Here is a 19,661-nt window from a genome sequence, read left to right on the forward strand (position 1 = left end):
TTTATTTACATACTTAAAATACAGTACGTGAAATTTAAGAATATTCATTCTTTTAATTTTGTTGGAAGTAATCTATTCACTTGTATACAACAAAAAATCCTCCTCTGGATTTCCAAAGGAGGATTTTTTGCCTAATCTATAAGATTAATTATGAAATTTAAGCTACATGGTTATATTTCTTTAGAAAAGGAATTCGTTTCGCTACGAGTGCATACATTTTGAAAACAAGTTTTGCGATTGGTTCAAATATACGTTTTTTCTGCAATAATAAACTGCTTGTTATAATCGTTATTACAGCTGCACCCATTACATCTAAAGGAAAATGAACACCTACATACAAACGAGATATACAAACTAAAACCGCCCATAAAAATGCAATATATCTTAACTTTTCTCCTCTAAGCATAAAAGTGAATGCAATCGATAATACAAGTACAGAATGATCACTAACAAATGATGAGTTTTCTGCATGAGGTACTAATTGATTCACTTCATATGATACAAAAGGACGTGGATGATAATATACTACATGAATAAAAACATTTACTAGTAATGCAATTATTACTGAAAGTGTCGTATACAACACTGTATATTGTTTTCTTATCGCATTCTCTTTCTTTCCGTTATGAAACCATAAGATAAACATGAATAGAATAGCCACATATGCAGCGCTATTTGTAATAGCAATCATTGCCTTATCTAAGAGCGCAGATGTACCTGCTAAATTGTTTATCCATTGAAATACTGTGTAATTCACATTACTCTCTCCTTACAATTTCTTGTTTTACTTGAAATTAAGTTACAAGTTTACTTGATTTACACAGTATACAATATTTACACACATTTAGATTTTCAATTTATTCATTTTACTATTTTTCATTTGACAATTATGTAACTATTTACATGTATTAAAAATATATAGGGTGGAAAAACCTTTTAAATCAAATGATTCACAAACTATAAGTGTATATATTACATAACATATTCATATAAAAACATAGGTTATTAAATCATATTTTTATTCCATACGTAGAGCGATATTACCGAACTGTTCGCCCTGTTCCATACGGCTTAACGCTTGAATGGCTTCTTCTAACGAATAAACTTTATCAATAATTGGTTTAATTTTATATTTCTCTATAAACTTAATCATTTCATTAAATTCCTCACGGCTACCCATAGATGTCCCCATAATATCGATTTGATTATAAAATAATGCTCGTAAAGGTAATTCAATTTTATCTCCTGAGCTAGCACCAAAATTAACAATTCTCCCATTTGGTTTTAATACATCAAAATATTGTAAAAATGTTGCTGGACCTATACTATCAATTATTAAATCTACTTTCTCTCCGCGTAAACTCTCTTCCCAATTTCCAGAACTATTAAAAGAAATGTCTGCGCCATATTTTTCAGCAAGCTGTCTTTTAGTCGCTACCCTTGAAGTAACAATCACTTTTGCACCAATTGCTTTCGCAAATAACATGGAAAATGTCGCTACACCGCCGCCTATTCCCGGAATTAAAACATGTTCTCCACACTTCAATCTACCTTTTGTAAAAAGCGCTCTATATGCTGTTAATGCCGATAAAGATAAAACTCCAGCCTCATCCCAAGTAAGATATGACGGTTTTGCCACTACATTTTCAGCTGGTACAATCACATATTCAGCAAACGTACCATCTTTCGGTCCACCTAACACCTCTGGTAACTCAGGTATTTCAGCAATATTATCCCATCCAATGCTAGGATTTATAATAACCTCGCTATTTAATAAATTATTTGAAACACCTTCTCCGATTTCTATAACAATTCCTGAACCATCTGACCCTATTACTAACGGCAGCTCCATTTCTTTTCTATTGTTTATAATAAATAAATCCCTATGATTTAATCCTGCAGCTTTTAACTTTACTTTTACTTCACCAGCATTAGGATTTGTTTCAGATGAAAATTTATATTCTAATCCTTCTATCCCTTTTTTATATTGATGTACAATAGCTTTCATTGTTTAATTCCCCCTTAATATTTTCAATGTACTAGAAATATCGAAATAAATAAAATAATCCGTCTCCAATAATTAGAAATAATGTATATCGTTATGACAAAAGAAAAAATTCCTCCCTATAAATAACGTAGGAAGGGGTTTTTAAAATTTTTTAGATAAGAATCTGTAATTTTAGTTTTTTTGAGTTTTGGCCAATTCTAAAATTCTTTGAATAAACGGTGCCTTTTCCTTTGTATATGAAACACGATCAAAAGGATATGTAGCTGCAAGTTTCTCTTTTAATTCTCTATATTCTTTACGTGCCCATTCATGTTTTATTAGAAAGTCTCGAAATAAAAGATTGTTTTTCCATTCGTCACTATTATAAATATAAACATGCAAATGATGGGTACCAGCTCTCCATTTTCCTTTTCTAAAAAAACGTCGATTAGGTGTTTCTTTTGGAACATACTCATATCCAATTTTTAATAAATCTTCAATCCTCTTTTCAGTAATTTGTAAATCCGTTACGCCAATCATCATATCAATTAGAGGTTTCGCTCCTAATCCTTGTACAGATGTGCTCCCTATGTGTTCAATAGCAATACATTCTCCTCCAAATAATGAAATAAATTTCTCCTTTTCTATTAAATACTCTTCATACCAATCTTTTTGATATGGTTTAATAACGATTTGTTGTTCCATATTGTTCACCCTTTTATAAGTATTTATTATTATATTTGTAAAATTTAATGTAATTAACATAGGATTTTTACAAAATATGTCGAATACTGAAATATACAACTTAATTATAATAAATGTGAGGTATATTATGAAAGATATTCCAGTTGAAATTCAATTAAATCAAGTAACATTCCAATTAAAAAAATATCATAATTTTGATTGGCTTATGAAATTAGGAACCGTATTTGCGGTTTTTGACCAGCAAGATTCAGGAAATCTATCTTTTGGTGTAGTAAGAGATGGGCATAAGAAATTTATTAAATATGCAGGGGCACATACAATTGCATATAACGGAAAGACCGGCGATGCAATTGATAGATTAAAAAATTCAGTTTCCTTATATGAAGAATTAAAGCATGAATCACTTATACAATTAATTGAACATTTTCCCGTTCAATCTGGATATGTCTTAATTTTTGATTGGTTTGATGGCGAATGTCTTCATTCACATTGGAGTTTCCCGCCTCCTGAGAAATATAAAAATCCAAACTCTCCTTATTATAAATATAAGCATTTATCTGTTTTGGAGCGAATTCAATCCTTAAATTCTATGTTTTCTTTCCATACATATGTCGAAAAGGAAAACTATGTAGCAATAGATTTTTATGACGGTAGTATTTTATATAATTTTCATACAAATAAGACGAAGATTTGTGATATTGATTTATATTCTAAAAAACCATACGTGAATAAAATGGGAAGATTATGGGGTTCCTCGCGTTTTATGTCTCCTGAAGAATTTGAGCTAAACGCTATGATTGATGCAAGAACAAATGTATTTAATATGGGGGCGATGGCTTTCGAAATTTTAGGAGGTGGAAAAGATCGTTCCTTTACAAAATGGGAAGCAAGTAGGGATTTATATGAAATAGCGTATCGTGCTGTAAATGAAAGCCGAGCTGAACGATATGAATCAGTTAAAGTATTTTATGAAGAGTGGATAAACGTGGCAAATGCTGAAAATATATAACCAATATTATTAAAAACATAAAGTTTCTACTATAATCATGTATAACATAGATGCTTTCATGAATATTGCATATTAGTACTGTCTACTTGGTTAAGTCTATTTTGTATAGGTGTTAGCAAGTTCGTTTGCAAACTTGTTAGCACTTTTTTATTTCTTCTATTACTAAACCTTTTAAATACAACATCCTTTGCAATTATATCCTCCAGCCTCTTTTCTCTGTAGATCCTAATGCTAAATAATTTCAACAAAAATACCTATGTACATATTGAATATAATAATTGTATTTGTTGGAAGGACATACTATTGTATAGAGTTCTGTAATCTTCTATATAATAAGGAGAATGTTTATGAAAAAATCTAGTATCATGATATTCTTACTCACATATGGTTTATTTTATCTTTCCAGTATTTTATTCCCTATCGATCGTGTTTGGTATGATGCCCTGCAAAAACCACCTTGGACTCCTTCTGGTATGATAATCGGAATTGTTTGGTTTTTTTTATATGGGCTTATTGCATTATCAATTACAATTATTTATAACAGGTATGGGCTTCATCAAAAACTATATTGGTTCCTATTTCTTTTAAATTATATCTGCAATCAAGCGTTCAGTTATTTTCAATTTAGCCAAAAGAATTTATTTTTAGCAACAATAGATTGTTTTTTAATCACAATTACCACATTGTTACTAATTGTCTTTTCTTTGAAATTATCTAAGATATCAACTTACTTATTCATCCCATATTTTTTATGGTCTGCATTTGCTACATACTTATCCTGGACGATTTTTAGTATGAATTAATATCTTATAAAAACTTGAGCATAACCAAAAATGCTCAAGTTTTTTCATGTTTGCCAATTAATAAAAAAACATTTTAGAAATAAAAAAGCTAAACTTTCATGCAATCAATTCTATTCTAATTAATTCATATTCTTTAGTTCTTCTATACATTTTTGAACAAGTGTGACTGCTTGACTCATAGTAGGGCCACAGCCAAATGCTGCCGTTACACCAATGCTTTCTAGTATTTCTTGTTCAGAAGCTCCTTGATCAAAACATCCCTTTGTATGATAAATAATACAATACTCAACCTGTGAATAAAGACTAATACCTAATGCAATCAATTGTTTTTTCTTTTTTGATAGCGCACCATCTTTAAAGCACTCTTCCGTAAATGAATTAAATTGTTCAGTAGGTTTCGGCATCTTCTCAGCAAATACTCCCAAACCATATTTGTACTGAAGTAATGCATCTTCTATTGAATTTTTACCTTTATGTTCCATTTTATATTCAACTTCATATCTATCATGTATTAAACACAGATTAGTATGGGCCTAAACAGTTTTGATTACTCATAATTGGTAATAGAAAACAGGTTATATTTTCTTCACTCTCTATTGCTGTAATGAATCCGAAATACTTATTCATAAAAACTCCACATAATTTTACTAAAAAGAAAAATACTAATACTTGTTTCAACGCTTTACTTCAAAGGATTGAAACAAATTTATTACTAACTACGATACAAGGAGGCATCACTGTGGACATTCGTGAAGGATTAATTCCAACAGCTCTAGGTACAGCAGTGACAGCAGCAGGTTATGCTCTTAAACAAACTCGTGGAACTAATAAAATGATTGCAAATACAGTATTTGGTTTTGGTTTAGCTCACGTGGTTTTAGGTGTAATTGATCTTGTTGAACATCGTCGTTAGAACGAAAGGCAAGCATTGATATATGCTTGCCTTTTTGGTAGTGCAATTATTAATTGTGTTTGTATGACGTAATCTTATTAATGAAATTAAATGGTTACACTACAGGAAAATTAGAAAGTAAAAATCTGTACATTGAATTATACAAAATGAAAAGGTGATAGAATGGAATTTTCTTCTGAAAGTAAAACATATCATGCTGGTGACATTGTCTATATTTTTTACCGAAATCCCCATACTCAAGACGTAGCTAATATACAAGCTGCGGCAGTTGTAAATAACCCTGAAAGACCTAATGAATTAGCATTATTTCTTTATGAAACGTATTATCCACTAACAAATGAAATGGCTGTATATGCTACCGAAGATGAGGCAAACCAAGCGTACACTTACTATTATGGTGATATTTCAGAGGGGATGTTGGAATGAATAAACCATTTATGCCTAAGCTTGTATATTTTGAACCTAAAGCTTTAGATTATCCTTTGGGGAAAGAGCTGTTTGAGAAGTTTTCAAAGATGGATGTTGAAATTCGACATACTACTTCCCATAATCAAGTAAGAGATTTACCAGGCGATAACGATTTTCAAAAGTATCGAGTAGCAAAATCTACACTTGTTGTTGGTGTTAGAAAAACGCTGAAATTTGATACTTCCAAACCTTCAGCGGAGTATGCAATTCCTTTTGCAACAGGATGTATGGGACATTGTCATTATTGTTATTTACAAACAACGATGGGAAGTAAGCCATATATACGAACGTATGTAAATGTTGAAGAAATTTTAGATGCTGCTGACAAATATATGGAGGAGCGTGCACCTGAATTAACAAGATTTGAAGCGTCGTGTACTTCAGATATTGTAGGAATCGATTATTTAACGCATACTCTTAAACGGGCCATCGAGCATTTTGGAGAATCGGAATATGGTAAATTGAGGTTTGTTACGAAATTCCACCATGTAGATCATTTACTTGATGCTAAACATAATGGAAAGACAAGATTTCGCTTTAGTGTAAACGCTGATTATGTGATTAAAAACTTTGAACCAGGAACTTCTTCCTTAGCCAAACGAATTGAAGCAGCAGGAAAAGTAGCTAGAGCAGGCTATCCTCTTGGTTTCATTGTAGCCCCTATTTACCTTCATGAAGGCTGGCAGGATGGATACTATCATATGTTTGAACGCCTAAATGCTGAATTACCTCTTGATGCTCGGGATGATATTACATTTGAATTTATTCAACATCGTTTTACAAAGCCAGCTAAGAGGGTGATTGAAAAAAACTACCCGATGACAAAATTAGAATTAGATGAAGAGAAAAGAAGATATAAATGGGGGAAATATGGCATCGGAAAATACATTTATCAAAAAGAAGAAGAAGAGGATATAAAAAATTATCTGTATTCCTATATGAAACAGTTCTTTCCTAATGCCAAGTTAGAATATTTTACATAAAAAGAAAGAACAACGTTCTTTTCTTCACTAATCTAAGAAATTACTCACCCCAAAAACAAAAGAATATGGTGCTAATGCACCGCACCCTTTAGAAACATTGAAAATTCAAATCCTAAATTTTTTTAATAGGTTTATTAGTTAAAAAGCCGTCTCATCAAGGGCGGTTTTTGTTTTTTCTTCACATACACATAGGCTTAATTTGCTTTTACAAATGCAATAGAACTCTTACCTCAAGTGTTAACCAGTTCGTTTTAAAACATGTTATTACTTTATATATATATCTTCTATTACATAAACCTTCACAAAAACATCATATTTAGCTGCCAACTCTTCGAGTTTCTTTTCTCTGTATTTGGTTACTGTAAAGAAATGAATAACTGACATTTTCCCGTTATGCTTCTCCTACGATTGTCATTTAAATCCCTCTTTTTGAATGAGTTGTAATCCCTTCGCTGTCATAACCGGCTGATACTCATTAATGACATCTCCCCACTCAAGTACTTCATCCTCATCTTCATATAAATCATCTATAATATCGTTTGATAAACGGTAATAGCCTTGTACTCACGATTATCAAAAACCTCCTGTCTTGCCATGTGGTCCACAATTGCATTTGTTTCTTTTTTGCCATTTGAATCCCTATACATACCTCTTAATTCTTTTGATGGATACAGGTAAGGCGTTTCGTTCAAATGTGAATATTGCCAACGCATACGCGCCCTCTCCCCTCTTGATGTCCTTGATTTCACTCGGTATTCCTCGTGGTTTTGATATAGGTATATGACCTAGAAAGAAGGATTTTGCCTGTCCATTCTCAAAATATTTAAATGGACAAGCAAAAATTTAAAATGGATGTGGAAATTATGCGAAGTCAATTAAAACAAATTCTTGATGAAAAAGGCATCAAATATGGATATATCGCAAAGAAAGCGAATATAAGTAATTCGGCAATGACGAATTTAATAAAAGGGGGACTTCCAACCTTGCCTGTTGCATATCGTATTGCTCGTGCACTGGAAATGAAATTAGAAGAAATTTGGATCGAAGAAGATATAAAATAAAAAAAGACGGTATACACCGTCTTTTTCACTGTTTCACTTCATTTTTTTCCATTCTTTCTAAAACTTTTAATAAAATTGCTAAAATAATAGTTGCAACAATAGCAATAACTAAGATACCTTTCGACGTTAATTCAACTGATGATAAACCACTTTTGGTCATCCAAAAATACCCTACGTATATTGCTAAAAATGAAGTAACCATTGATATTGTAAACCCTAAAAAGCCTAACTCATCTAACTTCTTTTCAGACAAGCCAACCAAACTTAAAATCTTCGTAAAAAGAGCCGCTATTATAAACATTTCAATAGATAAAATGAATAATGACATTATTCCTGAATATTGAATTTCATTCGGCATCCATTTCCCTAGCCCCAACATTAATAAAGCCGGAAGAAAGATTGGTAAGAATAATCCCAAAATCATTACTGGGACTGCTTTAACACTGCTTGTCTTGTTGTCGTTCTGATTGCTCATAAATCCTCCAAAATAATTATTAATAATAAATACCCAATGGATTTTAGCATAAAACAAAATTAGTGACTACAAGAATTTTAATTAATCTCATTTAGGACATACTCATACTGAGGTGAATTCTATGATTTGGGCTATCCTTTCATTAGTCATCGTTTTTGCATTAGGAATAATCCTTAAAGCACCACAAGTCTCAGAAGAGGAGATTCGTATGAACCAATTGAGAGAGCAGGCTAATCGTGAATATCTAGAGCAAATGGATCCACGAAAATTTGAATACTTAATCGCTGACTTATTTAATTCTCTTGGGTATCGAGCACAAGTTACACCTGGCTCAAATGATGGCGGAAAAGACATTATCCTTTGGAAAGACGATGAAGTGAAATTTGTTGAAGTGAAAAGATATACAAAGGAATCTATTGGAAGACCGTACATTCAAAAGTTACATAGCGCTATTATTGATGGTGATGCAGTTGGAGGATACTTTGTTACACTTAGTAAATTTAATAAGAACGCAAGGCAATACGCTGCGAATAAAAATATTGAGTTAATAGATGGTGACGCTCTTATTAACATGATGAAACCGTAATTATTAATTTACGGTCAAGGTATCTTTTCATCGCATTAAGTTGTGTATCTGACGTTGGCTCAGAAACAAAATACGTTAAGCCATCAGATTGTAATTTGAAGTTCGCTGTCATTTTAACAGTTGTTAAAGCTTGCATAGCATCTTGAACCTCATATGATTACTCCAATGTTTAAAACAACGTGTCTCGTTCGCTAATTCAGCGATTTCAACCTGTAGCGCCAAAATTAAATTACTAACTAAGTTTTGACCTTCTAAACCGTGTTGTTTAATAATTCGATTATCAAGTATCCTTTGTAATCCACGTAATTTTACGATATTCATTATTCTCTTCTCCCTTTCGCTTCACTGATCAATAATGTAATTTCATAAACACCATTTATTAAATATTCCATGTTTCTTCACCCCTTGAATATTTTTCAAAAATCAATACATACTATTTTCAAGCCGCTTAATCCACGGCTGGTACTTCCTTCTCTTTACAGTAAGAGGCAGATTGGTTCATAACTTTTCTAATTCTTACTGTATATTTTTAAAAATATCGAAAATAATACCAACAAGCTGTTTGAACTAGCAGCTTCACTCTTCTCGTAATGGGAATGCAATATATCACAATTAGCTAACTCATTCGGCTAACTGGCAGACAACCGCAAATGTTGTCTGCTTTTTGTATGGAATTTTTCATTTTACATATACTACTTTTGAGCCTGTTACCAATGCAAGCCATTTGGTGTTTTGAATTCCGACTAAGCGTTTTTGTTGCATAGATTATTACATCTTTGACAACACTGTTTTAAAGCGCGTTTTCTGGTTATTCGTAGTTCTAATCCAGAATAATTTTTCTCCTATAAAGGACGGCAGGTACGACTGCTCGTCCTTTTTTACTTATACCGCATACTCTCCCTTCTGGTAGTTTCGAACCACATTGCCCTCATCATCATAGTAAGCAATTTCCCAATGAGGATGGCAGTTATGCCTCTCAATTTCCCCATCGAACAAAACAAACAAATTAGTTTTCCAGTTTCCAACGATCGTACCCCACATGCCAGCTACGTTTACTCGCATACCCATATAAGCAAAATGGAGGTTGCGGAAATTCTGCATTTTCTTAAAAGCTTTCTCCGCGCTGTACATGCGCTTGATATCAAATACACCCTCGTTCTCACACTTTACAAACTTCATAAATTCAACCATCGGCATTGTTAGAAACTTTGTTCTGAACTTTTGCCAATATAGGAATCTTGCTTTTCCTTCGGTTTCTGCTACTACAAATTCTTCATTTGGCCAGTGTTCGAAAATGGTTGTGAGTTTGAATTTGTAAAGGACCGCCATCCTTCCACCTTCCCCTTAATTTACAATTAACTTATGGAACAATTCTTCGTTTCTTGTGTCTAATGCATGGTCGATGAGGTTATATTTAATTAACTGATCAATTTCATCATGATCTTCCCCGTCGATATGTGTTTCAAGTGAACAGTCACCATCTTCAAGTACTTCCATGTATAAAGGCTCCTTGTATTTACCTTTGAAATTGATTTGAATATAAATTGGAACATCGTTCGCATTGAAATGGTTATATGCAGCTATTCCTTCCGTACCAGTTAGATTCGGTTTATAAAATGCGAACGTGTTGCCTCCTGAAAATCCTGCTGAAATCTCAATATATACAAATAAAAAAGCACTCATAATGAGCGCTTTTTTACAAATTATAACCTATCCATTTTTGTCCTAAAGATGTATTAATTAAATACCAAGCTTGTTTTACTGTAACGTTTTGATTAGCAACATAACCTACTGGTTGAGAGCCCGGATCATTACGTATTGCCACTTTTCCGTCTACATATAAACGTCCCACACCTGCATCAAAATCACGCCATAGTGAAACTTCCCATTGATTGAATCCCATCCATTTTTCCCCTAAAGATGTATTAACAATAAACCATGGTTGCTTTATTGTTACATATTGATTAGCTACATACCCTACTACTGTTGGATCACTTGGACTATTGAATAGTGGCTTTTTACCATAAATATAGTTCTGTAGTACTCCGACATAAGTTACAATTCTTGCATCAGAATTCCCCGCTGCCATAGCTGGTGTAGAACCAATAGCCGTAAATGCTAATGCTAGTGCGAAAAATACTGCTAATAACTTTTTCATCTTTCTTCCTCCCCCTTGAATCGCTTTATAATTCCATCGATTATATTACCGAATTTTCTGTATATTGTAAAGATGAAATTAGTATTATCTGACAATCATACCCTATAACTGAATTTGTTCATATATGGTAAAATGTATCTATCGCTGATATGTCCAAACATGTAATTTTCATAGCAGCAAAATTACAACTAGACTTATACAACATGATTCAAAACAAAATGAAGGAGTGTATTAAGTGAAAGGACATATTCGAAAAAGAGGAAATAATTACTGTATCATTATTGATATCGATCCTGATCCAGAGGCAGGAAAAAGAAGACAGAAGTGGTTTTCTGGTTATAAGACAAAAAAAGAAGCCGAAAAAGATGTGGCGAAAAAGATTACGGAGTTAAATGAAGGGATTTTTGTGGAGCCGTCTAAGCTTACTTTAAAAGACTATCTGGTTCAGTGGTTAGAAATTAAAAGGATGAGTTTAGAAAGAAATAGCTACGTTTCTTATTATAACAATGTAACCCATCATGTTATACCGAGTATAGGAATGATTGCACTTCATAAATTAAATGTTATGGACATTCAAAAATGCTATAAATCAGCATTAGATACTGGTATTTCAAATAATTCCTTAATCCAATTGCATCGAGTACTAAAAACAGCTTTGAATCTAGCAGTAAAACAAAATATTATTTCTAGAAATCCCGCTCAATTTGTTGAGTTACCCAAAAAAGAAAAAAGCCCCATCCAGACTTGGACGGAGGAAGAAGTAAAAAGATTTCTATTACATTCACAAGACTCACGATATCACATTGCTTACTTATTAGTAATTACTACAGGGATGCGTCTTGGAGAAGTTTTAGGTTTACGTTGGCAGGATGTTGATTTTGAAAATCATACAGTTACCATCAATCAAACTGTTGGTGGTGATGATAAAATTAAAAACACCGCGAAAACAAGTGCATCAAACCGTACAATCCCTGTTCCTGTAGAAACAATAGAAGCAGCAAAAAAACATCGAATTCAAATTAATAAAGAGAAATTACGAATGGGTTCTGCTTATCAAGATTTTAATTTAATTAATTGTAATAAATCTGGTGAGGTTTTATACAGAAATACTTTCAGGTTAAAATTTTATAAAGAAATAAAAAATGCAGCAGTGAAAAAATTTAAAATTCATGATTTAAGACATACACACGCAACTTTATTATTGAAACAAGGAGTTAATCCTAAAATTATCAGTGAGAGATTAGGTCATACAGATATTTCATTAACGCTTAGAATTTATTCTCATGTTTTACCGAATATGCAAGAAGAAGCAGTAAAAAATTTTGGTAAAAGTATCTTTGGTTAGCTAATGTTTGCAATTTGCAATAAAAATCCAAACAAAACCTTTATTATCAAGGTTCGTTCAGCTTAATACATGTTATCATGTATAATACATATAAAATGGAAATTCAAAATAACGAGGAAAATATTATGAACTTTGTTTATATTAATCAAAACGTATTAAATAATCTTCTTTACATTTTAAGTAGTATATTTATTTTTTATTTTATATATGATAGCGGACGCTATTTAAAGAAATATAAAAAACTACTTATTATCCTTTGTACGAGTATCCCTCTTATTTTATGTATGCGCTATCCAATCTATATGGATGAAAATTGTATTCATGATTTAAGACAAATACCAGTTATAATAGGCACACTTTATGGTGGCTTCCCTGTTGGTATCATTTTGTTTGCTATTTTATTAATTACAAGATTTTTATTTTATGGATTTAGTATGTTAACAATAATAGTTTATGGCACAATGTTTATCGTTACAGCATTCGCATCCGCAAAATTTAATAAGTATAATAGAAAAATTAAAGTAGCTTATGGAATGTTTTTAACATTTTTTCTAGCAATATTTACAACTGTAATTGTATTAACTTTATCAGATTTTGAAGTGAATAATTTGTACATTATTTATTTCATAATATTACCAACCATTTTGATGTTGTTTGTCATTTATTTTAATGAAGTTTTAAAAGATGCAGTATGTATGCGATCGAAGATCATTAAAATGGAAAAAATGGAGATTGTCAGCCAACTTGCTGCTAGTATATCGCACGAAGTAAGAAATCCCTTAACTGTCGTAAAAGGATTTACTCAACTTTTAAAAACACCTAATTTAACTCCAGAATCAAGAGACGAGTATATTGAACATATACTTGAAGAATTACATCGTGCACAAGGAATTATTGATGATTATTTAACGTTTGCCAAACCTGCTTCAGAAAAATCAGATCATATTTCAGTAGAACAAGAATTGAACCGAGTTATTAATATGATCTTACCATTATGTAATATGAATACAATACATATTACAAAAGATTTTTCCACGGCAACAATTGTAGGCAATAAACAGCACTTTCAACAATGTTTTTTAAACTTAATAAAAAATGGGATTGAAGCAATGCCTAATGGTGGTACTTTACATATCTCCTCATCTATTAGTAATAATAAAGTTATTATTCTAATTGAGGATAGCGGAATTGGTATGTCACAAGAGCAAGTAAATCGATTTGGTGAACCATATTTTAGTACAAAAACAAAAGGTACAGGTTTAGGTACAATGGTTGCTGTTAAGATCATTGAAACGATGCAAGGTAGTTTGAAAATCCGAAGCGTTATTAATAAAGGTACAACTTTGACAATTACATTGCCGAAATGTAATATGAACTCATCTGAAAACAAATAAAAAAGGAGCATAATTGCTCCTTTTTTATTTGTTTCGATACATAAGTATCTTCTATGTTTTTTAAGTTTACATTTGTGGAGACTAATTAGAAATTAGTACCCTCCGCCCCAGCAGCTGCATCCAACGATAATTAATAAAATAAATAACACAACTAATAACGCGAAACCTCCACCAAAACCACAAGAACCACCGTAACTCATATTTTCTCCTCCTTTTGGTTTGAAAACTAATAGGTAGTTGATCATTTTAACTGGTTCGTATTATACATTATGTAAATATCCCTTTTTTGAGCATGTCCACATAAAAATAAGTAAAAGCACTCATTTAAGAGCGCTTTAAAATGGATACCAAAAGTTTTGAAATACATGTAACTTTAAATACACTGCAACAATTAAAATAAAAACACCTACAAATAAAGCAATGAAATCCCCGCTTTTCGCTTTATTTGTATAAAACCAAGTTCGTGTATTCTTCTTTCCAAATCCTCTTAAATCCATTGCATTTGAAACTGTATCGATTCTATCTAGTGAATGAATAATTAAAGGCCAAAAAATTAAGACACGGTTTTTCATACGAATCCATAAACTTGCTTCTCCTTTTTCAAAAGCTACTCCTCTCGCCTCTTGCGCATGTTTAATAACTTTATATTCGGACTGAATATCAGGTATGTAACGTAATGCAATATTTATTGCATATGTAATCTTATAATGAATTCGAAATTTACTTAAGCTACTCACAAATTTGCTTGGATCAGTCGTATATATAAAAATAAGTGTAAATGGTAATAACGTAAAATATTTTAATGAAAGTGTCGCTGCATAAAATAATGTTTCATATGTAATTGTTGCATATCCGATATGTAAAAACGAAGTATATGATTCGGTTAATTCAGATCCATGAGTTGGTGTAATAAATAAAATCATGACAGAATTTAATAAACTAAATGTAAATATAACAGTAAAAACAATGCAAATTTTACGAAATGGAATTTTAGCAATAAATAGTCCGATACATCCAATTATAAATATAAATAGCAATATACGAAAATCGAAAAACAAAAAAGTAAGTGTCATACAAAAAATAAATAACAACAATTTCACTGCTCCATCCATGCGATGAAAATATGTACTATACACCTTCCTCCCTCCTAATATCCTCAAAATAATGTTCCATAAACCTTTCAGAATATGAAATTCCACTAAATTTAACTAGTTTGAATAAAGAACTTTCCCTTAGGTTCGCCCTTTGTAGCGTTTCTGTATCCCCTAATACAATGGGCGCGGAATTATTCGCAATAATTTCCCCTTCATCTAGAACAATCGCTCTGTCTGCATATTCTAAAGCGAGATTCATATCATGTGTAATAAAAATAAAAGATATTCCCTTTACAGCTAGTTTTCTAATAAACGACATAAACTGTTTATAATGATAATAATCTTGTCCCGCTGTCGGTTCATCTAATATGATAAGTTTCGGATTTGCTATTAGTACAGATGCAATCGTTACTCTCTTCTTTTGTCCATAACTTAATGCCTGAATTGGCCAATTTCGAAGTGGATACAAACCACAAAGTTTTAATGTTTCTTCTGCTCTAAGCTTAATTTCTTCCTTTGAAACCTTTTTTAATTTTAATGAAAATGAAACCTCTTCTATAACAGTAGGTTGTGTAATCATATGATTTGGATTTTGCATCACATAAGATATAATCTCTCCACGTTTACGAATAGACCAAGAATTGATATTTACTTCATCAAATACAATCCTATCATTTTTTGTTTTGTTTATGCCTATAAGACTATGAGCTAATGTTGATTTACCGGCTCCATTATGGCCCAAAAGTGCTACAATTTCGCCTTCATATATGGAGAAATTTACATTGTCCAATACTTTTTGTTTATTAGGATAGGAGAATGACAAATTCTCTACTTTCAATAATTCTTTTTTTGTAAGAGTACCTTTACAAGAAACTTGCTTCTCCATCCACTCATTTATTATGCTACGAACACTTTCCCTTTGAAGATTTTGAAGTGGGTAGTATATTACGTCCTGATTGCTATCAAACTGTAATTTCTTTAATACTTCTATGTACATAGGCTCTCTTAAGCCGATAGATGGTAAAATATTTGACGCTAAAATTTCTTCTGGTGTCCCTATTGCAACAATTTCTCCTTCATCCATTAAAATGATTTTATCTAAATCCAGGTTTAACATTTCTTCTATTCGATGTTCAATAATTACAATTGTTTTATTATATTGTTTATGTATACCTTTAATAAGTTCTATCGTATGTAAACTACTTGCTGAATCTAAATTTGCTAACGGTTCATCGAACAATAATATATCAGCATTTGTTGTTAACAAACCTGCTAAAGAAACAGTTTGTTTTTGCCCTCCCGATAATTCATGTGGACTTTGTTTATGAAAATCATGCATCTTTACTTTTTTTAATGAGTCCGAAACAATCTTTTTCATATCATCTTGAACCACACATTCATTTTCTAAATAAAAAGCTACATCCTCTTCTACTGTAAGACCAATAAATTGAGCATCTTGATCTTGCAAAATTGTTCCTACCTGTTTACTCTGTTCAAAAACACTCTCTTTCCTCGGGTCTTTTCCGGCAATTAAAATATTACCAGTACTAATCCCTTCATAAGAAAACGGGATTAGCCCATTTATACAATGAGCTAACGTTGACTTCCCTGAACCACTTCGTCCAGCAATTAGTACTTTTTCTCCAGGGTATATATGAAATGTAATGTTTTTTACAGTAGGCTGCGCAGCATGTTCATATTGAAAGCTGAATTGTTCAAAAGAAATGATTGGTTTCATGTTAACATCCCTACTTTTCAATTTTTAAATGTGTGTGTTTCTTATTAGATTTAGCTAGGCCTATTGTAATTGGCAATCCAAGAACTAGAAATACAATAACATCAGCAATTGTTGCTCCTAATACTTGTATAACAATTTTGTCAAATGGTTCTCCCATCACAATAACATCAAATGCCCCAGCAAATATAATAGCGATGACAATACCAATTAACCCAGTAATGGCTAAATAAGAAATATCCCGCTTATTATACGTCCCGTTTTTCACACTAAAGCTAACTCTTTTTTGAATGAGTCCCATTGCAAAGCCGATAATGCCTGAACTAATAACCCACCCCCACCAAATACCCCATCCAGCGATTGTATCTGTTACGGTATGACCGATAAGTCCTATTAAAAGTCCTGCCACTGGACCAAATAACGCTCCAAAAACGGTTAAAATAGCTAATGCAGGTTTAATAAATGTATTTGGTGCAATAGAAAATCCCCAAAGTCCTAATATCCCGTATAATGCTGCTCCAATTCCGATTGCTACTACTAACTTTGTTGATAATTTGTTCATTACAATTCCCCTCCTATATTAGTCAACTTTTATTACTCTATATTTATTTTGAAAATGAATTATGCATCAACACTCCCTTTCTATACAACAAAAAATGACCTCTTACATAAGAGGTCATTTTCTTTCACGTTCAAGAATCCTCTTATCTTCCAAAAAACACATTGTGTCCTCTGCGGAATTAGCACCTTCCTATAAAGTTATATAGGGGTTGCTGAGGTTTCATAGGGCCGTTCCCTCCACCTCTCTGGATAAGTATTAATTTGTAATTCGTATTATGGCACTAACAAGTATAAATTTCAACACTTTTCTAATTATTTTTATTTTTTGTTTAACGGTACATTTAAATCATTGTATTCTTATCGGAATTATGAAATAATAAATTCAAAATAGTTACGGGAGGAATGTACGATGAAAGTAATCGGTTTAATTGGTGGACTAAGTTGGGAATCTACATCGTTATACTATAAATATATTAATACACTTACACTCTCTCAACATGATCAAAATGCAAAGCTTGTTTTATATAGCATGGACTTTGGTGAAGTAACTACTTTATTACAAAATCATCAATACGAAGAAGTGAAAAACGAATTAGTCACAGTTGCAAAAAAGGTTGAAAAATCCGGAGCTGATTGTTTATTAATGTGTTCCAATACGGTCCATTTATTTGCTGAAGAAGTAGAAAATGCAATATCTATTCCACTTCTTCACATTGGTGATGTAAGTGCTAAAGAAATGGTAGAACAGAATATAAAGCGTATCGGACTATTGGGTACGAAACAAACGATGGAACAAGACTTCTATAAATCACGTCTAGCAAATTTTAATATTGAGACAATCATCCCAAATGAAGAGGAAAGAAATTTTATTCATCATGTTATTTTAAATGAATTAAGTAAAGGAATTATTTCAGAAACATCAAAAGAAAAACTTTTACAAATTACAAACTCATTAATTCAAAACGGCGCAGAAGGTATATTGCTAGGATGCACTGAAATACCATTGCTCATTTCCCAAAACGACCTTACTGTACCTGTTTTTGATACCGCGCTTTTACATGCAAATACTGCTGTGCAGTTTGCAGTATAATAATATAAAAGCATAAAGGTTAATCCTCTATGCTTTTATATTGTCCACACTATTTATTTAAAAGAGATTTTATAACTGCAATTGCTTCTTTAGTACCACCACATTCTAAAAAACTATCATTCAGTTTTCGTATACCATGTTTATACTTTTCATTTGAAAGAACGTCTGTTACCGCTTCATTTAAAGTTTGCACATTAACATGTTCTTTCAATAATCGATGTGCTGCTTCAAGTTCTGTTAATCTTTGTGCTATCATTGGCTGGTCTTTATCGTGTGGAATTATAACAAATGGGACATTAAAATAAATAGCATCGTGTACGCTGTTCATGCCACCATGTGTAATAAAAACATCTGCTTCACTTAATATTTCTGATTGGGGTACGTATGAAGCAATTATAAAATTGTCTGGCGCTTTCTTAATTTTAGAACGATCATTTCTATCACCAATTGCCATTACAACTATTCCATCAAAATCAGAGAAAGTATCAATGCACGTATTAAAGAATGGTTCGAGCCCCTCAAGCAGTGTTCCCATTGAAATATATATAACTTTCTTACCTTTAAGCAATTCAAATGGAAACTCTACATTTGTTTTACGCTTTGAAATACTAGGACCAATAAAAATGTTATTTCTTCCAAATAAATCGCTATTAGGTTGAAAATAGCGACTTGTGTACACAAGAGTAATATCTCCCTTGTTATGCATAAATTGAAGATTATTTTTAAGCTTTACTCCAAATTCATGTTCCATTTGACGTAGTAAATTTCCAGAAAACTCATCGGGTCGGAATTGTATTTCTGCATTTGGATGAAAAGGTAAAGTCTCCAAAAATTCTGGAGGAATTAAAAATATAGGAGAAGAAAGTACGCCTGGAATTTGTAAATACTCCTTTACTAACTCTCCAGCACCAAATATATCGTAAATTACGAAATCAAAATTGATGCTCTCACATAATTGTTTCGTAATTTCTAATATATATAAAGAAGTTTGAACATGTACATGAAAGAAAGAATTCCGCCCATGTGAGGTTTCAGTATCAATAGAAATCTCCTTTAATAAATCTGGATGAGTATATACAGTTGCTCCCAAATCTTCAATTCTGCTTTTAAAGTGTTCTGTTGTAATATAATGTACGTGATCACCCCGTTCAGTAAAAGCTTTGACTAAACGTAATGTAGGATTTACATGTCCCTCTGCTGGAAAATTAACCACTAAAATATTTAGCACTTATTTCTCACTCCTTACATTTCAATACTCTTATTAATCATACTGTAATTATTACCGTCCATCTTC

General features: G+C 32.0%; 23 protein-coding genes, 4 pseudogenes and 1 riboswitch. Of the genes and pseudogenes, 10 read left to right on the top strand and 17 right to left on the bottom strand.

Annotated elements, in window-relative coordinates; all coding sequences use genetic code 11:
* Positions 1–157: 157 nt before the first annotated feature.
* The 3 genes from DN393_RS13460 to DN393_RS13470 form a co-directional block, all read right to left on the bottom strand.
* Complete coding sequence (locus tag DN393_RS13460; RefSeq protein WP_064475381.1) at positions 158–757, bottom strand: undecaprenyl-diphosphatase; 600 nt, start codon at positions 755–757, stop codon at positions 158–160.
* A gap of 261 nt (positions 758–1,018) precedes the next feature.
* Entirely contained in the window at positions 1,019–2,008 is a 990-nt protein-coding gene (locus DN393_RS13465) for a zinc-binding dehydrogenase (protein ID WP_098101541.1), read from the bottom strand.
* Between the two features lie 171 nt (positions 2,009–2,179).
* Positions 2,180–2,692, bottom strand: coding sequence for a GrpB family protein (locus tag DN393_RS13470; RefSeq protein WP_098101539.1), 513 nt, complete (start codon positions 2,690–2,692; stop codon positions 2,180–2,182).
* Positions 2,693–2,819: 127 nt separating this feature from the next.
* On the opposite strand from DN393_RS13470, the gene DN393_RS13475 reads away from it, so the two are divergent.
* Complete coding sequence (locus tag DN393_RS13475) at positions 2,820–3,701, top strand: protein kinase domain-containing protein (RefSeq protein WP_098101538.1); 882 nt, start codon at positions 2,820–2,822, stop codon at positions 3,699–3,701.
* A 347-nt stretch (positions 3,702–4,048) separates the two neighbouring features.
* Positions 4,049–4,504: a TspO/MBR family protein gene (locus DN393_RS13480; protein ID WP_088046698.1), complete on the top strand. Its 456-nt coding sequence runs from the start codon at positions 4,049–4,051 to the stop codon at positions 4,502–4,504.
* Between the two features lie 119 nt (positions 4,505–4,623).
* On the opposite strand, the gene DN393_RS13485 is transcribed toward DN393_RS13480, so the two are convergent.
* On the bottom strand, positions 4,624–4,986 hold the full coding sequence (locus tag DN393_RS13485) for a carboxymuconolactone decarboxylase family protein (RefSeq protein WP_149173579.1): 363 nt from the start codon (positions 4,984–4,986) through the stop codon (positions 4,624–4,626).
* Positions 4,987–5,243: 257 nt separating this feature from the next.
* Between DN393_RS13485 and DN393_RS13490 the strand changes: the two genes are divergently transcribed.
* The 3 genes from DN393_RS13490 to splB all read left to right on the top strand — a co-directional run bounded on the left by DN393_RS13490 (position 5,244) and on the right by splB (position 6,868).
* Positions 5,244–5,417: a hypothetical protein gene (locus DN393_RS13490; RefSeq protein WP_000354585.1), complete on the top strand. Its 174-nt coding sequence runs from the start codon at positions 5,244–5,246 to the stop codon at positions 5,415–5,417.
* Positions 5,418–5,579: 162 nt separating this feature from the next.
* A complete protein-coding gene (locus DN393_RS13495) occupies positions 5,580–5,843 on the top strand; it encodes a transcriptional regulator SplA domain-containing protein (RefSeq protein ID WP_064475375.1) in 264 nt (87 codons plus the stop codon).
* Positions 5,840–6,868: a spore photoproduct lyase gene (gene splB, locus DN393_RS13500; RefSeq protein ID WP_098101535.1), complete on the top strand. Its 1,029-nt coding sequence runs from the start codon at positions 5,840–5,842 to the stop codon at positions 6,866–6,868. Before DN393_RS13495 ends, splB begins: the two co-directional genes overlap by 4 nt.
* Before the next feature lie 264 nt (positions 6,869–7,132).
* Here splB and DN393_RS32605 read toward each other — a convergent pair.
* Positions 7,133–7,270 (bottom strand): annotated as a pseudogene (locus DN393_RS32605) (replication-relaxation family protein); the annotation flags it as partial.
* A gap of 9 nt (positions 7,271–7,279) precedes the next feature.
* Positions 7,280–7,581, bottom strand: a pseudogene (locus DN393_RS13505) (hypothetical protein).
* A 150-nt stretch (positions 7,582–7,731) separates the two neighbouring features.
* On the opposite strand from DN393_RS13505, the gene DN393_RS13510 reads away from it, so the two are divergent.
* Complete coding sequence (locus tag DN393_RS13510; protein ID WP_064475970.1) at positions 7,732–7,929, top strand: helix-turn-helix transcriptional regulator; 198 nt, start codon at positions 7,732–7,734, stop codon at positions 7,927–7,929.
* 25 nt (positions 7,930–7,954) lie between these two features.
* Here the strand turns inward: DN393_RS13510 and DN393_RS13515 are convergent, their stop codons facing one another.
* A complete protein-coding gene (locus DN393_RS13515; RefSeq protein ID WP_098101534.1) occupies positions 7,955–8,404 on the bottom strand; it encodes an epimerase in 450 nt (149 codons plus the stop codon).
* A gap of 121 nt (positions 8,405–8,525) precedes the next feature.
* Here DN393_RS13515 and DN393_RS13520 point away from each other — a divergent pair, with 121 nt between their 5' ends.
* A complete protein-coding gene (locus tag DN393_RS13520) occupies positions 8,526–8,990 on the top strand; it encodes a restriction endonuclease (RefSeq protein ID WP_088046700.1) in 465 nt (154 codons plus the stop codon).
* On the opposite strand, the pseudogene DN393_RS13525 reads toward DN393_RS13520, so the two are convergent.
* From DN393_RS13525 to DN393_RS13545, 5 genes and pseudogenes are all read right to left on the bottom strand, one after another.
* Positions 8,971–9,144, bottom strand: a pseudogene (locus tag DN393_RS13525) (N-acetylmuramoyl-L-alanine amidase C-terminal domain-containing protein); the annotation flags it as partial. The gene DN393_RS13520 and the pseudogene DN393_RS13525 overlap by 20 nt on opposite strands.
* A 2-nt stretch (positions 9,145–9,146) precedes the next feature.
* Positions 9,147–9,311 (bottom strand): annotated as a pseudogene (locus DN393_RS13530) (dUTP diphosphatase); the annotation flags it as partial.
* A gap of 561 nt (positions 9,312–9,872) precedes the next feature.
* Positions 9,873–10,319, bottom strand: a complete 447-nt coding sequence (locus tag DN393_RS13535; protein WP_064475370.1) for a hypothetical protein — start codon at positions 10,317–10,319, stop codon at positions 9,873–9,875.
* Positions 10,320–10,334: 15 nt separating this feature from the next.
* The gene (locus tag DN393_RS13540; RefSeq protein WP_081257252.1) at positions 10,335–10,673 is read right to left on the bottom strand and encodes an IDEAL domain-containing protein; all 339 of its coding nucleotides are present in this window, start codon (positions 10,671–10,673) and stop codon (positions 10,335–10,337) included.
* A gap of 13 nt (positions 10,674–10,686) precedes the next feature.
* Entirely contained in the window at positions 10,687–11,148 is a 462-nt protein-coding gene (locus tag DN393_RS13545) for a hypothetical protein (protein ID WP_064475369.1), read from the bottom strand.
* 235 nt (positions 11,149–11,383) lie between these two features.
* Between DN393_RS13545 and DN393_RS13550 the strand changes: the two genes are divergently transcribed.
* On the top strand, positions 11,384–12,493 hold the full coding sequence (locus DN393_RS13550) for a site-specific integrase (RefSeq protein WP_149173580.1): 1,110 nt from the start codon (positions 11,384–11,386) through the stop codon (positions 12,491–12,493).
* 125 nt (positions 12,494–12,618) lie between these two features.
* Positions 12,619–13,887 (top strand): sensor histidine kinase, encoded by a 1,269-nt coding sequence (locus tag DN393_RS13555; RefSeq protein WP_098101531.1) that lies wholly within the window; start codon positions 12,619–12,621, stop codon positions 13,885–13,887.
* A gap of 92 nt (positions 13,888–13,979) precedes the next feature.
* On the opposite strand, the gene DN393_RS13560 is transcribed toward DN393_RS13555, so the two are convergent.
* The 4 genes from DN393_RS13560 to DN393_RS13575 form a co-directional block, all read right to left on the bottom strand.
* Positions 13,980–14,087 (bottom strand): YjcZ family sporulation protein, encoded by a 108-nt coding sequence (locus DN393_RS13560; protein WP_000120182.1) that lies wholly within the window; start codon positions 14,085–14,087, stop codon positions 13,980–13,982.
* 135 nt (positions 14,088–14,222) lie between these two features.
* The gene (locus DN393_RS13565) at positions 14,223–15,023 is read right to left on the bottom strand and encodes an energy-coupling factor transporter transmembrane component T family protein (RefSeq protein ID WP_064475367.1); all 801 of its coding nucleotides are present in this window, start codon (positions 15,021–15,023) and stop codon (positions 14,223–14,225) included.
* Positions 15,016–16,719 (bottom strand): ABC transporter ATP-binding protein, encoded by a 1,704-nt coding sequence (locus tag DN393_RS13570; protein ID WP_098101530.1) that lies wholly within the window; start codon positions 16,717–16,719, stop codon positions 15,016–15,018. Before DN393_RS13570 ends, DN393_RS13565 begins: the two co-directional genes overlap by 8 nt.
* A 10-nt stretch (positions 16,720–16,729) precedes the next feature.
* Positions 16,730–17,278 carry an ECF-type riboflavin transporter substrate-binding protein gene (locus DN393_RS13575; protein WP_001038206.1) on the bottom strand — a complete coding sequence of 183 codons (549 nt, stop codon included), beginning with the start codon at positions 17,276–17,278 and terminating at the stop codon, positions 16,730–16,732.
* Between the two features lie 139 nt (positions 17,279–17,417).
* A riboswitch (SAM riboswitch) is annotated at positions 17,418–17,533 on the bottom strand.
* Between the two features lie 153 nt (positions 17,534–17,686).
* Between DN393_RS13575 and DN393_RS13580 the strand changes: the two genes are divergently transcribed.
* Positions 17,687–18,367: an aspartate/glutamate racemase family protein gene (locus tag DN393_RS13580; RefSeq protein WP_149173581.1), complete on the top strand. Its 681-nt coding sequence runs from the start codon at positions 17,687–17,689 to the stop codon at positions 18,365–18,367.
* A 49-nt stretch (positions 18,368–18,416) separates the two neighbouring features.
* Here DN393_RS13580 and DN393_RS13585 read toward each other — a convergent pair whose 3' ends face one another.
* Entirely contained in the window at positions 18,417–19,595 is a 1,179-nt protein-coding gene (locus tag DN393_RS13585; RefSeq protein WP_064475364.1) for a macrolide family glycosyltransferase, read from the bottom strand.
* Positions 19,596–19,661 lie beyond the last annotated feature (66 nt).

Source organism: Bacillus sp. BPN334, assembly GCF_008368885.1.
Classification (GTDB): Bacteria; Bacillota; Bacilli; order Bacillales; family Bacillaceae_G; genus Bacillus_A; species Bacillus_A wiedmannii.

What these genes read in the sequence shown, in the direction of transcription:
- splB (WP_098101535.1), top strand. Translation starts at nt 5,840, where the DNA reads ATGAATAAACCATTTATGCCTAAGCTTGTATATTTTGAACCTAAAGCT.
- DN393_RS13485 (WP_149173579.1), bottom strand. Translation starts at nt 4,986, where the DNA reads ATGGAACATAAAGGTAAAAATTCAATAGAAGATGCATTACTTCAGTAC.
- DN393_RS13535 (WP_064475370.1), bottom strand. Translation starts at nt 10,319, where the DNA reads ATGGCGGTCCTTTACAAATTCAAACTCACAACCATTTTCGAACACTGG.
- DN393_RS13540 (WP_081257252.1), bottom strand. Translation starts at nt 10,673, where the DNA reads ATGAGTGCTTTTTTATTTGTATATATTGAGATTTCAGCAGGATTTTCA.
- DN393_RS13545 (WP_064475369.1), bottom strand. Translation starts at nt 11,148, where the DNA reads ATGAAAAAGTTATTAGCAGTATTTTTCGCACTAGCATTAGCATTTACG.
- DN393_RS13515 (WP_098101534.1), bottom strand. Translation starts at nt 8,404, where the DNA reads ATGAGCAATCAGAACGACAACAAGACAAGCAGTGTTAAAGCAGTCCCA.
- DN393_RS13465 (WP_098101541.1), bottom strand. Translation starts at nt 2,008, where the DNA reads ATGAAAGCTATTGTACATCAATATAAAAAAGGGATAGAAGGATTAGAA.
- DN393_RS13570 (WP_098101530.1), bottom strand. Translation starts at nt 16,719, where the DNA reads ATGAAACCAATCATTTCTTTTGAACAATTCAGCTTTCAATATGAACAT.
- DN393_RS13580 (WP_149173581.1), top strand. Translation starts at nt 17,687, where the DNA reads ATGAAAGTAATCGGTTTAATTGGTGGACTAAGTTGGGAATCTACATCG.
- DN393_RS13555 (WP_098101531.1), top strand. Translation starts at nt 12,619, where the DNA reads ATGAACTTTGTTTATATTAATCAAAACGTATTAAATAATCTTCTTTAC.
- DN393_RS13480 (WP_088046698.1), top strand. Translation starts at nt 4,049, where the DNA reads ATGAAAAAATCTAGTATCATGATATTCTTACTCACATATGGTTTATTT.
- DN393_RS13560 (WP_000120182.1), bottom strand. Translation starts at nt 14,087, where the DNA reads ATGAGTTACGGTGGTTCTTGTGGTTTTGGTGGAGGTTTCGCGTTATTA.
- DN393_RS13475 (WP_098101538.1), top strand. Translation starts at nt 2,820, where the DNA reads ATGAAAGATATTCCAGTTGAAATTCAATTAAATCAAGTAACATTCCAA.
- DN393_RS13510 (WP_064475970.1), top strand. Translation starts at nt 7,732, where the DNA reads ATGCGAAGTCAATTAAAACAAATTCTTGATGAAAAAGGCATCAAATAT.
- DN393_RS13575 (WP_001038206.1), bottom strand. Translation starts at nt 17,278, where the DNA reads ATGAACAAATTATCAACAAAGTTAGTAGTAGCAATCGGAATTGGAGCA.
- DN393_RS13520 (WP_088046700.1), top strand. Translation starts at nt 8,526, where the DNA reads ATGATTTGGGCTATCCTTTCATTAGTCATCGTTTTTGCATTAGGAATA.
- DN393_RS13470 (WP_098101539.1), bottom strand. Translation starts at nt 2,692, where the DNA reads ATGGAACAACAAATCGTTATTAAACCATATCAAAAAGATTGGTATGAA.
- DN393_RS13495 (WP_064475375.1), top strand. Translation starts at nt 5,580, where the DNA reads ATGGAATTTTCTTCTGAAAGTAAAACATATCATGCTGGTGACATTGTC.